Source organism: Desulfurivibrio modestus (assembly GCF_044068625.1).
Taxonomy (GTDB): domain Bacteria; phylum Desulfobacterota; class Desulfobulbia; order Desulfobulbales; family Desulfurivibrionaceae; genus Desulfurivibrio.
In genome coordinates this window covers 1-14,864 of record NZ_JBIPKH010000023.1, presented here as the reverse complement: position 1 = coordinate 14,864, position 14,864 = coordinate 1, and the positions used below count along the sequence as shown (strand labels likewise).

10 protein-coding genes are annotated in these 14,864 nt (G+C 55.4%); all 10 read left to right on the top strand.

Going from position 1 to position 14,864, the window contains the following annotated elements:
• Positions 1–427 precede the first annotated feature (427 nt).
• Entirely contained in the window at positions 428–1,918 is a 1,491-nt protein-coding gene (locus tag ACHHRT_RS11715) for a type I restriction-modification system subunit M (RefSeq protein ID WP_395499958.1), read from the top strand.
• Between the two features lie 75 nt (positions 1,919–1,993).
• Positions 1,994–2,284, top strand: coding sequence for a BrnT family toxin (locus tag ACHHRT_RS11710; protein WP_395499957.1), 291 nt, complete (start codon positions 1,994–1,996; stop codon positions 2,282–2,284).
• Positions 2,256–2,495, top strand: a complete 240-nt coding sequence (locus ACHHRT_RS11705) for a CopG family transcriptional regulator (RefSeq protein WP_395499956.1) — start codon at positions 2,256–2,258, stop codon at positions 2,493–2,495. The genes ACHHRT_RS11710 and ACHHRT_RS11705 overlap by 29 nt, the downstream gene beginning before the upstream one ends.
• Positions 2,496–2,514: 19 nt before the next feature.
• Positions 2,515–5,280 (top strand): type I restriction endonuclease subunit R, encoded by a 2,766-nt coding sequence (locus ACHHRT_RS11700; protein ID WP_395499955.1) that lies wholly within the window; start codon positions 2,515–2,517, stop codon positions 5,278–5,280.
• Entirely contained in the window at positions 5,277–6,740 is a 1,464-nt protein-coding gene (locus ACHHRT_RS11695; protein ID WP_395499954.1) for a restriction endonuclease subunit S, read from the top strand. The genes ACHHRT_RS11700 and ACHHRT_RS11695 overlap by 4 nt, the downstream gene beginning before the upstream one ends.
• A gap of 33 nt (positions 6,741–6,773) precedes the next feature.
• Positions 6,774–7,001, top strand: a complete 228-nt coding sequence (locus ACHHRT_RS11690) for a hypothetical protein (RefSeq protein ID WP_395499975.1) — start codon at positions 6,774–6,776, stop codon at positions 6,999–7,001.
• A 52-nt stretch (positions 7,002–7,053) separates the two neighbouring features.
• Complete coding sequence (locus ACHHRT_RS11685) at positions 7,054–9,630, top strand: AAA family ATPase (RefSeq protein WP_395499953.1); 2,577 nt, start codon at positions 7,054–7,056, stop codon at positions 9,628–9,630.
• A gap of 4 nt (positions 9,631–9,634) precedes the next feature.
• Entirely contained in the window at positions 9,635–10,864 is a 1,230-nt protein-coding gene (locus ACHHRT_RS11680) for an exonuclease SbcCD subunit D C-terminal domain-containing protein (RefSeq protein ID WP_395499952.1), read from the top strand.
• Positions 10,865–10,875: 11 nt separating this feature from the next.
• Positions 10,876–14,127: an AAA family ATPase gene (locus tag ACHHRT_RS11675; protein WP_395499951.1), complete on the top strand. Its 3,252-nt coding sequence runs from the start codon at positions 10,876–10,878 to the stop codon at positions 14,125–14,127.
• A 185-nt stretch (positions 14,128–14,312) separates the two neighbouring features.
• The coding region (locus ACHHRT_RS11670) for a hypothetical protein (RefSeq protein ID WP_395499950.1) at positions 14,313–14,864 on the top strand (552 nt) is incomplete at its 3' end.

Sequence of the window (14,864 nt, the reverse complement as noted above, 5' to 3'; positions counted from 1 at the left end):
ATCCCCAGAATCGATGTGATCGTAAGTCCACTTGGCCGGGTTGGAGGGCAAAATGCCGGGCCCATAAGATCACGGTTTTTTACCTGACCGGGCTCAAAAAAACAACCGTATCCTGCCCCGGCCAGCTTCCGCCAGGTTCTGGCCGGCCTCAAAAACCCGTAAACCGCTGGCGCCACCGCTGCTGATCAGCCATGTACGTTACATTAAGCCCCCCAAGGTCATAATCGACATGGGGGTAAACATCTCAATTGGACGAAACAATACTTTCATTCGGACGCCAGTCAGGTTAGCCTTTGGCCGCCATGAGCACCGCATCGTTCGGTGAAAGGCTGCCGGCGGTGCCGGTTTCACTCCTTTGGGAAAAATCATGAACTCGGATAAACGGAAACGCCAAACCGGAAACAGCTCCGCAGAAGGAAACCGCTGAATGAACCCCACCGCTCCCATCATCTCCAAGGTCTGGAGTTTCTGCACCACCCTGCGCGACGACGGGGTGAGCTACGGCGACTACCTGGAACAGCTCACCTACCTGATTTTTCTCAAGATGGCCGATGAATACGCCGGGCCGCCCTATAACCGCGATGTCGGCATTCCGCCCGAATACCGCTGGCCCACCCTGAGGGCCAAACGGGGTGCCGAGCTGGAAGTCCATTATGTGGAACTGCTGCGCAAACTGGGCACCCGCCGGGGGATGCTGGGCCAGATCTTCACCAAGGCCCAGAACAAGATCCAGGACCCGGCCAAGCTCTACCGCCTGATCGACATGGTGAACAGCACTCGCTGGGCCACCATGGGCGCCGACGTGAAAGGCGACATCTACGAGGGGCTGCTGGAACGCAACGCCGAGGACACCAAGTCCGGGGCCGGCCAGTACTTCACCCCCCGGCCCCTGATTCGGGCCATGGTGGAATGCGTGCGGCCGGAGCCGCTGAAAACCATCGCCGACCCGGCCTGCGGCACCGGCGGCTTCTTCCTGGCCGCCTACGACTTCATCAACAACCAAGCCAACTACAAGCTGGACAAGGCCCAAAAGGCGTTCCTCAAAAACCAGACCTTTCACGGCAACGAGATCGTCGCCAGCGCCCGCCGCCTCTGCCTGATGAACATGTTCCTCCACAACATCGGCGAAATCGACGGCGAAAGCCCCATCTCCCCCAACGACGCCCTGGTGGCCCCGCCGCCCCGCAGCTTCGATTACGTCCTGGCCAATCCCCCCTTCGGCAAGAAAAGCTCCATGAGCTTCACCAACGAGGAGGGCGAGCAGGAAACCGACGAACTCACCTACAACCGCCAGGATTTCTGGGCCACCACCTCCAACAAGCAGCTCAACTTCGTCCAGCACATCCGCACCATGCTCAAAATTACCGGCCGGGCGGCGGTGGTGGTGCCGGACAACGTGCTCTTCGAAGGCGGGGCGGGGGAGACCATCCGCCGCAAGCTTCTGGAAAACACCGATCTCCACACCATCCTGCGCCTGCCCACCGGCATCTTCTACGCCCACGGGGTCAAGGCCAACGTGCTCTTTTTCGACAACCGCGAGGCCAGCCCCCACCCCTGGACCAAAGAGGTCTGGTACTACGACTACCGCACCAACATCCACCACACTTTGAAGAAAAAGCCCCTGGGCTACGGCGACCTGGTCGAGTTCGTCCAGTGCTACCACCCGGCCAACCGCCACCAGCGCACCCCCACCTGGGACGCGGCCAACAACCCCGAAGGCCGCTGGCGCAGCTACAGTTACCAGGAACTGATCGCCCGCGACAAAACCAGCCTGGACCTCTTCTGGCTCAAGGACAAGAGCCTCACCGACCTGGACAACCTCCCGGAGCCCGATGAGCTGGCCGAAGAGATCATCGAAAACCTGGAAGCGGGCCTGAACAGCTTCCGCCAGGTCCTGGCCGGCCTCAAGACCCCGTAACCTGCGGTAGCCGCAGCCCACTGGTCAGCCATAAAAAAATATGGCGTTAGGCCCCGGTTGTGATAAAGTGACGATATGCCAAAAACGGATTTTGAATGGGATCCCAACAAAGACCGGGAGAATCAGCGGAAACACGGGGTCGGTTTCAGCGAAGCACAATATGCATTTGCCGATCCTCGCCGCGTGATTGCGGAAGATTTGAACCACAGCGACCAGGAAAAGCGCTATTACTGTTTTGGCAAGGTTGGCGGCGGCATCCTCACCGTGAGATTTACTTATCGCGACCAAGTGATCCGCATTATCGGAGCCGGGTACTGGCGCAAGGGAAAGGTGATTTATGAGCAGGAAAATCAAGTACAGCGATGAACCCCTTGGGGATTTGCGGGTCATCCCGGACTTTCTCCCCTCTCCGGAAGAACTTGCCTTTCGGGAAGAGTCGGTGAAAGTGACGATTACCCTGAGCAAAAAGAGCGTATCCTTTTTCAAGGAGGAGGCCGGCAAGCATCACACTCAATATCAGCGGATGATCAGACAGTTGCTGGATGCCTATGTCGATAGCCGGCAAAAGGCCGCCTGACGAGGGAGGGAACAAAACCTTGCCGCCCAACCAGAACCCGGAACAACTCGCCCGCGACCGTATCGACCGGCAACTGGCCCAGGCGGGCTGGGTGGTGCAGGATAACAGGGCCATCGACTTCCACGCCGGCCCCGGCATCGCGGTGCGCGAATACCGCACCGACGTCGGCCCCGCCGATTACGTCCTCTTCGTGCACGGCCAGGCCGCCGGGGTAATCGAGGCCAAGGCCGAAGAACAGGGCCACAAGCTCACCGCCGCCGAAGATCAGGCCGCCGGTTACGCCGCCGCCAAGCTCAAGTGGGTCAACAACCACACCCCGCTGCCCCTGGTCTGCGAGGCCACCGGCATCATCACCCGCCTCACCGACAACCGCGACCCCAAACCCCGGGCCCGGGAAATCTTCAACTTTCCCACCCCGGCCACGGTGGCCGAACAACTGGCCCAACCCGACACCCTCCGCGCCCGCCTGCAAACCCTGCCGCCGCTCAACCCCGCCGGCCTGCGGGCCTGCCAGATCAGCGCCATCACCAACCTGGAAGCCTCCTTCCAGGCGGACCACCCCCGGGCCCTGGTCCAGATGGCCACCGGCTCCGGCAAAACTTTTACGGCCATCACCGCCGTGTACCGGCTGCTCAAACATGCCGGCGCCCGCCGCGTCCTCTTCCTGGTGGATACCAAAAACCTGGGCGAACAGGCCGAGCAGGAGTTCATGAGCTACCTGCCCAACGACGACAACCGCAAGTTCACCGAACTCTACACGGTCCAGCGCCTCAAGTCCTCCTACGTGGCGCCGGACAGCCAGGTCTGCATCAGCACCATCCAGCGCCTCTACTCCCTGCTCAAGGACGAACCCCTGGACGAAGCCGCCGAAGAGGCCAACCCCGCCGAGCAAACGGTCAAGCCCAAACAACCCCTGCCGGTGGTGTACAACCCCAGGATCCCGCCGGAGTTTTTCGATTTCGTGGTGATCGACGAATGCCACCGCTCCATCTACAACCTCTGGCGCCAGGTGATCGAGTATTTCGACGCCTACCTCATCGGCCTTACCGCCACCCCGGACAGCCGCACCTACGGCTTCTTCCATAAAAACGTGGTCAGCGAATACGACCACGAAAAGGCGGTGGCCGACGGGGTCAACGTGGGCAACGAGGTGTTTGTGATCGAAACCGAGCGCGGCATCAAGGGCGGCACCATCCGGGCCGCCCGCCAGGTGGAGAAGCGCGAACGCCTCACCCGCCGCCGGCGCTGGGAAATCCAGGATGAAGAGCTGGCCTACACGGCCAAACAACTGGACCGCGCCATCGTCAACCCGGACCAGATCGCCACCGTGATCCGCGCCTTTAAGGACAAGCTGCCGGAAATCTTCCCCGGCCGCCGGGAAGTCCCCAAAACCCTGATCTTCGCCAAGACCGACAGCCACGCCGACGACATCATCCACACCGTGCGCCGGGAGTTCGGCGAGGGCAACCAGTTTTGTAAAAAAATCACCTACCAGGCCGACGAAGACCCCAAATCGGTGCTGGCCCAGTTCCGCAACGACTTCTACCCCCGGGTCGCCGTCACCGTGGACATGATCGCCACCGGCACCGATGTCAAACCCCTGGAATGCCTGCTCTTCATGCGCGATGTCAAAAGCCGCAACTACTTCGAGCAGATGAAGGGCCGGGGCACCCGCACCCTGGACGCCGACGGCCTGAAAAAGGTGACCCCGTCCGCCCCCGGCGGCAAAACCCACTACGTGATCGTCGATGCGGTGGGGGTGACCAAATCGCTGAAAACCGCCAGCCAGCCGCTGATCACCAAACCCTCGGTGTCGCTGAAAGACCTGGCCATGGGGGTTATGATGGGGGCGCGGGACGAAGACACCGTCTCCTCCCTGGCCGGCCGCCTGGCCCGCCTGGACCGCCAGCTTGGCGACCACGAACGCCGGCGGATCAGCGACCAGGCCGGCGGCGTTTCCCTGGCCAACATGGTCGGCCAACTGATCCGGGCCATCGACCCGGACACGGTGGAACAAACCGCCTGCCAACTGGCCGACCTGCCGCCCACCGGCGAACCGGGCGAGGAGGCCCGCAACCAGGCCCGCGCCCAACTGGTGGGCCAGGCCGCCAAGGTCTTCACCGGCCCGCTGATCGAACTGCTGGACTCCATCCGCCGCGACAAGGAACAGATCATCGACCATGACAACCTGGATAACCTGGAAAAGGCCGAATGGGCCGGCGACACCGCCGCCAACGCCCAAGCCCTGGTCCAGGATTTCGCCGCCTACCTGGAGGAACACCGCGACGAGATCGAGGCGCTGACCATCTACTTCCGCCACCCCGCCCGCCGCTTTCAAGTGACTTACGAGATGATCAGCCAACTGCGGGAGCGCCTGCGCCAGGACCGCCCCAAGCTGGCCCCCCTGCGGGTCTGGCAGGCTTACGCCCACCTGGACCAGTACCAGGGCGAAGGCCCGCTCAGCGAACTGACCGCCCTGGTGGCCCTGGTCCGCCGGGTCTGCGGCCTGGACCAGACCCTGGCCCCCTACGCCGCCACCGTCCGCAAAAACTTCCAGCGCTGGATCATGCAGCACCACAGCGGCGCCGGCCAGAAATTCAACGAAGAACAGATGGCCTGGCTCCACATGATCCGCGACCACATCACCAGCTCTTTCCACCTGGACCGCGACGACCTGGAAATGGCCCCCTTCAACGCCCAAGGCGGCCTGGGCAAGATGCACCAACTCTTCGGCACCCGAATGGACGAGGTGATTGAGGAATTGAACAGGGAGCTGGCGGCGTGAGTAAGGCGATCAACTTAAAAAACGGCGAACTCCCCGCTGGCTGGACGATTAGCAAATTGCCGGAGTTCACCCGCATTGTTATGGGGCAGTCTCCATCTTCCAAGACTTACAACCACAACAAAATCGGATTGCCATTTTTTCAGGGAAAAGCGGAATTCGGCGATATTTACCCGCAAGTGGACAAATATTGCTCTGAGCCGAAAAAAATAGCGGAGCCCGGTGCCACCTTGCTGTCGGTTCGGGCGCCGGTGGGACCAACCAATCTGGCAAAGGAAAGATCGTGCATTGGCCGAGGGTTGGCGGCCATTCATCCGAAGGGAAATATTGACCCCAAATTTATCTTCTATCTTTTTCGCAGTATAGAGCCCGATATTTCCGATAAAGGAACCGGCTCAACGTTCAAGGCAGTGACAAAGTCCTTTGTGGAGGAACTGGAATTTGGTTTGCCTCCCGTGGACGAGCAAAACCGGATCATAGCCAAAATCGAAGGACTGCTCTCTGAACTGGACAAGGGCGTCGAATCCCTCAAAACCGCCCGCGAACAACTGAAAATCTACCGCCAGGCCGTCCTCAAACACGCCTTCGAAGGCAAACTCACCGCCCGCTGGCGCGAGGAAAACGCCGACAAGCTCGAATCCCCCGAACAACTCCTCGCCCGCATCCAGCAAGAACGCGAAACCCGCTACCAGCAACAACTGCAAGAGTGGAAAGTAGCGGTCAAGGCATGGGAGAAAAACGGTAAAGAGGGCAAGCAGACGGGTAAGCCATCTAAGCCCCTCTTGTTCACTGCTGACGGATCTGACAATTATCCACTGCCTGCCGGTTGGACAACTATTAAGTTGGGTGACTTGGCTGCGGAATCAGTTCTTGGAAAGATGCTCGACAAAGAAAAAAATACCGGTACCATGTGTCCGTATTTGGGCAATATCAATGTGCGCTGGGGGGCATTTGATCTTGCCAATCTGAAATCAATGAAGATCGAGGATTCAGAAAAAAAACGATACGGTTTACATAAAGATGACTTGGTTATTTGCGAGGGAGGCGAACCGGCACGTTGTGCGATCTGGAAAGGTGACTCCGGCAAAATGTTCATACAAAAGGCTCTGCATAGGGTTCGCTTCACGGAATCCTACGATCCTAACTTTGCCTATTACTATATCGTTTATGCTGCCGCTACACAGCGCATTGCAACGTACTTTACCGGGACAACAATCAAGCATTTGACTGGCACTGGCTTGCAGAAGATAGAATTTCCTCTTTGCTCAATAGCGGAGCAAAAAGAGATTGTCTCATTGCTAGACAAGCAGCTGGCCAGTATCGAAGCGTTAGATTCGGAAATATTTACTGGGCTAAGGAAATCCGAGATTCTACGCCAAGCTACCCTCAAAAAAGCCTTTTCCGGTCAACTCGTTCCACAAAATCCAGAGCAACTTGTCGTGCAGGAAAAATTGGCAATATAAATAAAACCAATAAAAGCAAGGGGGATGGGACTTATGGAAAGGTATAAAAATATTGGTGGTGACTCCGGTGTTGCGGCGTATGAGATTGGTCAAGGGTCAATCACAGTCCAATTTAGAGATGGGGCCACCTATCTTTACACCAGTCAAAGTGCCGGCGTGGCTAACATTGCGGAGATGCAAGGTCTTGCAGTAGCAGGCCACGGGCTCAACAGCTTCATCAATCGCGTTGTTCGCAAGGGGTATGCGCAAAAACTTCGTTAGTCACAACAACCGCTATTAAGGCTCAATGGGCTTAATCTGACCGGAGAATAACATGAGCGAAGCCTCGGCATTACTGACCAAGTGGTTTTCAGAACGACCCCAATGGCTCCAGATTGCGGCAACGCGACTCCTTAAACAAGCTGATCTTTCGGAAAAGGACATCGCTGAGATTGCTGCATTGTGCCAGCAGGAAGCCGATGGGAAGCTGCCCAAAACGGCTTGTTCCTTGCCTGCTTCCGCGTTTTCCCAAGGCGCTGCAGGCACTTTACGTTTGTGTTCAATCAGTGAGGTCGAAGGAGTAAACGCTCTGGCTCCGAAAAAGCCTCTAGAGTTTGGAAAAGGCAATATCACGGTTGTTTACGGCAATAATGGGTCCGGTAAATCTGGTTATGTCAGGCTTCTCAAGCATGTATGCGGTGCCCGCGAACCGGGTATCCTGCACCGCAATGTTTATAAGCCTGGCACCGTTGTACAGAAGGCCAGCATTTCATTTGAGAAGGACGGCATTCCTAAGATCCATACGTGGTCAGGACATGGCGTCTGCGATGATCTCAACGGCGTTGATATCTTTGACACCTCATTTGGCAAAGTCTTTGTCAACAGTGAAGACGAGGTAAGTTACGAGCCGCCGGTATTATCATTTTTTAGTTCGCTTATCCTGGTATGTGAAAAGGTCGCAGCTGCTTTGGACGCTGAGGCCTATAGTCACCAATCAAAAAAACCGAATATCCCAGCCGATAAAAAAGCGACCTTAGAAGGTATCTGGTACGAATCCATCAGTGCAAAGACTACACCCCAAGACATCGGCAAGCATTGCACTTTTGGCAGCACTGACGAGACTGAAATGCAAACGCTGCAACAGCGCCTAACTGAACAGGCACCATCGGAAAAAGCGAAGCAGCTCAGGAAGCAGAAGCAACATATAGACACGCTGGTCCAAGATGCCCAAAAGTATCTGAAGCAATTATCAGACGAAAATTGCCGACGGATCTTTGCTGCCAAGAAGAATTCCATCCTCAAGAAGACAGCGGCAGATACGGTGGCAGAAAAGGTATTCGCTGACGGCGAGTTGGAAGGAATCGGTTCTGATGTCTGGAAAGAGCTTTGGGAAGCGGCCCGTAACTACTCCGTATCGGTTGCCTACAAAGAAGCCGAGTATCCGAATGTTTCTGATGGTTCGCGTTGTGTCCTGTGCCATCAGCCCTTGACCCATGAGGCCAAGAATCGATTGAGCTCCTTCGAAAGTTTCGTGAAGGGTGAAATGCAAAAAGCCGCAATAGATGCGGCCAAGGAATATGAGACCGCCAGTAAAACTATCGAGGCGTTGCCGACATTGGAGACGCTGAAGACACGTATCGATGCGGCAGGCATTCCACAGGAGGAGGTCGCCAGCCAGGTGACGAAATTCTTTGCTCAATTGCAGGCTAGGAAAGACCAGCTCCCTGGGATCGCTCCCGAAGAAGCCATTCCCGGTCCTCTGCTGTCGCCGAAATGGATCGAAGAAGCCAACGCCCATTCGAATGGCCTCGGTGTACTCGCGGCAAAATATGACGAAGACGCCAAAAGCGACAATCGAGACGAAGTCAAAAAAAAGCTGAACAGTTTACAGGCCAGAAAGTGGTTGTCTGAGCACCGCGTCGCCATCGATGAAGAAGTCAACCGATTTAAGCTGCTGCACCAGATTCAGGTAGCCAAGAAGTTGACCAATACCAAAGCCCTGTCTCAGAAAAAAGGGGATCTGGCAGAAGCATTGATCACAGAAGCATTTGTGCAAAGATTCAACGAGGAACTCAAGACCATCAGAGCGTCTCAGGTGAAGGTTGAGCTCGTGAAATCAAAAGTCTCCAAGGGCCGAGTCCTTCATAAGCTCCAGCTTCGAGGTGCCTCTCATAATGGCCTTGCCGATGTCTTGAGCGAGGGAGAAAACCGGATCGTTTCCATTGCGGCATTTTTAGCCGACGTTACCGGCAAGAGCAACCAGGCCCCGTTTATCTTCGACGATCCAATATCCTCGCTTGACCAAAGCTATGAGGAGGCCGTGGTTCAAAGGCTGATCGAGTTGTCACAGGACAAGCAGGTCATTGTCTTTACTCACCGCCTGTCCTTGTTGGGAACTGTCAGGCATTTTGCCGAGAAGAAAGCCATCAAGCCCGATGTGGTTAGCATTCGCTCTGCGGGCTGGGGTGCCGGAGAGCCAGCTCCCATTCCTCTTTCACAGAGTGACATCAAAGCCGCCCTGAACACTCTTATGAATCAGCGTTACCAGGATGCAAAGAAGGCGAGTGATGATGGAGATTTTGACCGCGCGGAGCGAGAATTGAAATCCATCTGCAGTGATTTTCGAATACTTGTAGAGAGAGCCATTGAAAATGATCTGCTTTGCGGGGTGGTTCAAAGATTCCAGCGTCCGGTCCATACGTTGAAGCTCAAGGATCTAGCCAAGCTGAAGGGCGCGGATTGTAATCTCCTTGATTCCCTCATGACCAAATACTCAGTGTTTGAACACTCACAACCTACAGAATCACCAGTAGAACTGCCGAAGCCAGACGAACTTCTGGCCGATATGACTTCACTAAAAAATTGGCGTGAAGAATACGCGAAGCGCTCTGCCTCTGCGGTGGCCGGGTAACAGTATGAGAATTCTTCACACATCAGACTGGCACATCGGCCGCACCCTATACGGGCGAAAACGCTATGAGGAGTTCGAAGCCTTTCTGGCCTGGCTGACGGAGACGATTCAACAGAATGCAATTGATGCCCTGCTGGTGGCGGGTGACATCTTTGACACCAGCACTCCGAGCAACCGAGCCCAGGAGATCTATTACCGTTTCCTGTGCCGGGTGGCCGCCTCATCCTGTCGGCATGTTGTCGTTGTCGCGGGCAACCACGATTCTCCTTCCTTTCTCAATGCCCCCAAGGAGCTGCTCAAAGCCCTTGATGTCCACGTAGTCGGTAGTAGCACGGAAGACCAGGAAGACGAAGTGCTGGTGCTCCATAATGAGCAGGATGTTCCGGAACTGATTGTCTGCGCCGTGCCCTACCTCCGGGACAGAGATATCCGCGTGGCGGAAGCTGGCGAGAGTGTCGAGGATAAGGAGCGGAAGCTGATTGACGGTATCCGCAATCATTATGCTACCGTCGCCGCCCTGGCCGAGCAGAAGCGCAATGAACTCGGTGTTGATATTCCCGTCGTTGCTATGGGACACCTGTTTACTGCCGGCGGCCAAACCGTCGACGACGATGGCGTGCGTGAACTCTATGTTGGCTCCCTGGCTCATGTGACGGCCGGGATTTTCCCTGAATGCTTCAACTACTTGGCGCTTGGACACCTTCACGTCCCGCAGAGGGTGAACGGCTTCGAAACCATCCGGTATAGCGGTTCTCCTCTGCCCATGGGGTTTGGCGAGGCAAAACTGCAGAAGAGTGTTTGCCAGGTTGAATTTCGGAGCATGGCCGCATCCGTACAACTGATCGACGTGCCGGTGTTTCAAAAGCTTGAGCGGGTCAAGGGAGGCTGGGACGGCATCTCAAGCCGCATCCTCGATCTGTCGGCAACTGGCTCCCAAGGCTGGCTCGAAGTCATCTACGACGGCATTGAGTTTATTGGCGACTTGCGTGAGCGTCTGGAGGCTGCGATCTCCGGCACCCAAATGGAAATCCTCCGGATAAAGAACAACCGGATCATCGACCGGGTGCTAGGACAAATCCATGCAGAGGAAACACTTGACGACCTGAACGTGAATGATGTGTTCGAACGATGCCTCGCCGTTCATGACGTACCCGAAAATCAGCGGCCGGAGCTGCTTCGGGCCTACCAGGAAGCGCTCTCGTCTCTCTATGAAGACGATGCGCAGGCGGAGTAGAGAGGCTGTCGATGAGGATACTGCAGGTACGTTTCAAGAATCTGAACTCACTGGTCGGAGAATGGGAGATTGATCTGACGCACCCGGCCTTTGCGTCTGACGGCATCTTTGCCATCACCGGCCCCACCGGGGCGGGGAAGACCACGATCCTCGATGCCATTTGCCTCGCTCTTTACGGCCGGACACCTCGGCTTAACAAGGTCACCAAGAGCGGAAATGAAATCATGTCTCGCCAGACCGGCGAATGCTTTGCCGAGGTGACCTTCGAAACCCAGACTGGGCGTTACCGGTGTCACTGGAGCCAGCACCGGGCGCGCAAGAAGCCGGCTGGCGAGCTCCAGGCCCCGAAGCATGAGATCGCCAATGCCGATTCCGGTGAGATTTTCGAATCCAAGATCAGAGGAGTCGCTGACCAGATCGAGACGGCTACCGGCATGGATTTTGATCGTTTCACCCGGTCCATGCTGCTGGCCCAAGGTGGTTTCGATACCTTTCTCAAGGCTGAAGCGGATAAGCGGGCTCCGATCCTGGAGCAGATAACGGGTACAGAGATCTACAGCCAGATATCCATCCGTGTCCATGAGCGCCAGCGCGAAGAGCGGGGGAAACTGGACCTGCTCTTGGCTGAAACGGCAGGAATCGTGATTCTTGAGCCGGAGCAGGAAATAGAGATTGGGCAGGCACTCGAGACAAAGCAGAAGGAAGAGGCAGACCTCACCGTCAAGTCCGCTGACACCGAGAAGGCCATTGCCTGGCTTACCACCATCGATGGCCTGAAGAAGGAAATCGTCAATCTGGCCGATGAGGCGAGCAGGCTGCAAAGCGATATCGATGAGTTCAAGCCGGATCGTGAAAAGCTCAACCGGGCTTTGAGCGCAGCCTCTCTGGATGGCGCATACGCAACGCTCACCGCCACCCGCAAGCAGCAGGCGGATGACGGAAAAGCTTTGAATGCTGAGGAAGTGGCTCTTCCTGGCTTGGAGTCCTCCGCCAAGGCACAGGCCGAGTCGCTGAAATCGGCTGAACTACAAACCGCTCGTGTCAAAGCTGAGCTGAAAACTGCCGCGCCTACATTGCAGAAGGTTCGCTCCCTCGATCAGAAACTTGCTGATCAGAAAAAGGCTGTTACGGAAGGCGAAGAGGGCTGCAAGAAGGATGTGGATAAGATTGATGCAGACAGACAAACCATTCTCAAAGAGCAGGGAAAACGCTCCAAGGCTCATGAGACTCTTGAAATTGTTGACGGGTATCTCAAGGAGCATGCACAGGATGAATGGCTGATTAGCGGCCTGGCTGGCGTTGAAGAACAGTTGAGCGGCCTGCTCTCCAGGCAAAAAGAGATCCAGCAGAAAGAGACCGATCAAGAAAAGGCCGCGAAGGTCTTGAAACAGACGACAAAGTCACTCGACGACTGTCAGAAGCGATTCGGCGTTCGGAAGCAGGAGCTGGATGGTGCATCAAAACAGCTTCAGGCAGGCAAAGATGCTTTAAGCCGGCTACTGGGGGACCGCTTGTTGCGAGAATACCGCACCGAGAAGGAAACCCTGCTGCGTGAAATGGCTTTCCTGACGAAAATAGCTGAGCTTGAAGATCATCGGGCAAAACTGGAAGACGGCAAGCCTTGTCCGCTCTGTGGTGCAACCGAGCACCCCTTCGCGGAAGGGAATGTGCCCGTTTCCGATGAAGCCGAACAGAAGATCGACGCGCTGACCAAGCTGATCAGCGAGGCTGAGGATCAGGAAGCCGCTATCAAAAAACTTGAAGAAGCGGAGGCTTTGGCCCGTAAAAACCTGACGGATGCAGAAAAGCAGGAGTCAGCAGCGGCGAATGACAAGAAGGCTGCCGAGAGAGCCATTGTCGAGATAAAGGAAGGCCTGGAAAAACTCCGCTCTGGTTTTACCGAACACAAGCTGGCCGTATCAAGAAAACTCCTTCCGCTTGGTGTTACGGACATCCCCGAGACGGACCTTGCATCACTGCCCGAGACCCTCAGGGCGCGGCTGAAGGCATGGCAAGGCCAGATTAAGAAAAAAGCTGAAATCCAGAAACAGATTGCCGATCTCGACAGCGAGATGAAGCGACTGGATGCGGTTATCGAAACTCAAAGCACCGCCCTGGCCGAAAAACGGGGACGCTTGGAGACCTTGAACAAGGAGTACACCGCCGGAAGTGACGAGAGAAAAGCTTTGTACGGTGAAAAGAACCCTGACGATGAGGAACTCCGCCTCAACAAGGCTGTTTCTGATGCCGAGAGTGCTGAAAAGCAAGCCAGAGATCAGCACAATGAACTGCAACAAAAATGGAATACCGCAAAGGCCCATGTTGAATCTCTGCAAAAGCGCATCGCCCAGCAAGAGCCGGAACTGAAAAGGTTGGAAGTTGAATTTTCCGCAACGTTTGTGCATGTGAGCTTTTCAGATGAAGAACATTTTTTAGAGGCCAGACTGCCCCTTGAACAGAGGAATGAGTTGGCTACAAAGGCCAAGGAGCTGGATGATCGCCAAGCAGACCTCAATGCCAGGCGAAAGGATCGGGAAACCCGTGTGGCCACGGAAATGGCCAGAAAGGTTACCGATAAATCACTGAATGAGCTCGAACCCCAATTCAAAGAGTGCGAAGAATCCCTGAAAGAGTTGCGGGATATCATTGCCGGCCTCAAGCACAAGCTGAGTGAAAATACGGCTGCAAAAGAGCGGATAAAGGAAAAGCAAACGGCTATCGAAGCCCAGCAAAAAGAATGCCGCAGGTGGGAGAATCTACACGAACTGATCGGCTCCGCAGACGGCAAGAAGTACCGCAATTTTGCCCAGGGGCTGACCTTTGAAATGATGATTGGTCACGCTAACCGGCAATTGCAGAAAATGACCGACCGCTACTTGCTGGTCCGTGATGACACGCAGCCCCTGGAACTCAACGTGGTTGACAACTACCAGGCGGGGGAAATCCGGTCTACGAAGAATCTTTCAGGCGGCGAAAGCTTTATCGTCAGTCTGTCCTTGGCTCTGGGTTTGTCTCATATGGCCAGCAAGAATGTCCGGGTGGATTCGCTGTTTCTGGACGAAGGCTTTGGCACGCTGGACGAGGACGCCCTTGACACTGCCCTAGAAACCCTTGCAGGTCTGCAGCAGGAAGGAAAACTAATCGGCGTAATTTCGCATGTGCCGGCGTTGAGGGAACGCATAACGGTACAAATTCAAATTGCCCCCAAATCTAGCGGTCATAGCACTATTGGTGGCTATGGGTGTAGACGAGTTGGAAATTAAATGACTCCTGTGGAATGTGTTAGAGTTGGTCGGACTATAAACAAAGGCCAATCCCTGGAAATGTTTTTCATCGACGGCAAGCCGGATGGCATGCGGACCGCCGACGTGTTCAATTGGACCGGCCATGTCCTGATGGCCCCGCGCACTCGGCTCAGCACCGCCTTGAAGCGGGTCTTGGTGGCGTCATGATACTGGAAGGCGGCGCTGCTTTAGTAACAATCATTGGTGGCCTTTATGGGGGGTGGCGGTATTTAAAGAGCAAATATCGCAAGGGGCAATCTCAGGAAGTTCAGCAGAATAAGAACGAAACCCTTGATCTCGTAAAACGGTTTCTTTTAATTTACAAATCTCATGGCATCGAACGCACCCAGTTGCCTCGTTTCCTGGCACCAGATAACAACCTTTCGCTGGCTGATGTTAGTACCGATAAAAAACTGCTCCTAGCCCTTACTGAGGATGTTCTCAATAGAACCTGTGATAGCTTTGGGGTCAGGCGAGAATGGTTAGACGGGAAGGATGGCCCAATATACCCTTATTTCTGGTTTGACAAGAATCTGGGTGAATTCATCGATTTTCTTGCCGATCTTAAGAGTCATCACGAAGAGATTCAAATGCTTGCAATCAAATGCCCCGAGGACAAACTCGAAAAACAAGGAGAAGACCGAGAGGTAGCCATTTTGCTACGTGCTAAAATTGCCCATTTGGGGCACTTCAGCGAGGACTCTATTTGGAAATAT

Bases quoted from the DNA above. Each gene is read 5' to 3' on its own strand.
- ACHHRT_RS11715 (WP_395499958.1), top strand. From the start codon at position 428: ATGAACCCCACCGCTCCCATCATCTCCAAGGTCTGGAGTTTCTGCACC.
- ACHHRT_RS11710 (WP_395499957.1), top strand. From the start codon at position 1,994: ATGCCAAAAACGGATTTTGAATGGGATCCCAACAAAGACCGGGAGAAT.
- ACHHRT_RS11705 (WP_395499956.1), top strand. From the start codon at position 2,256: ATGAGCAGGAAAATCAAGTACAGCGATGAACCCCTTGGGGATTTGCGG.
- ACHHRT_RS11690 (WP_395499975.1), top strand. From the start codon at position 6,774: ATGGAAAGGTATAAAAATATTGGTGGTGACTCCGGTGTTGCGGCGTAT.
- ACHHRT_RS11685 (WP_395499953.1), top strand. From the start codon at position 7,054: ATGAGCGAAGCCTCGGCATTACTGACCAAGTGGTTTTCAGAACGACCC.
- ACHHRT_RS11680 (WP_395499952.1), top strand. From the start codon at position 9,635: ATGAGAATTCTTCACACATCAGACTGGCACATCGGCCGCACCCTATAC.
- ACHHRT_RS11675 (WP_395499951.1), top strand. From the start codon at position 10,876: ATGAGGATACTGCAGGTACGTTTCAAGAATCTGAACTCACTGGTCGGA.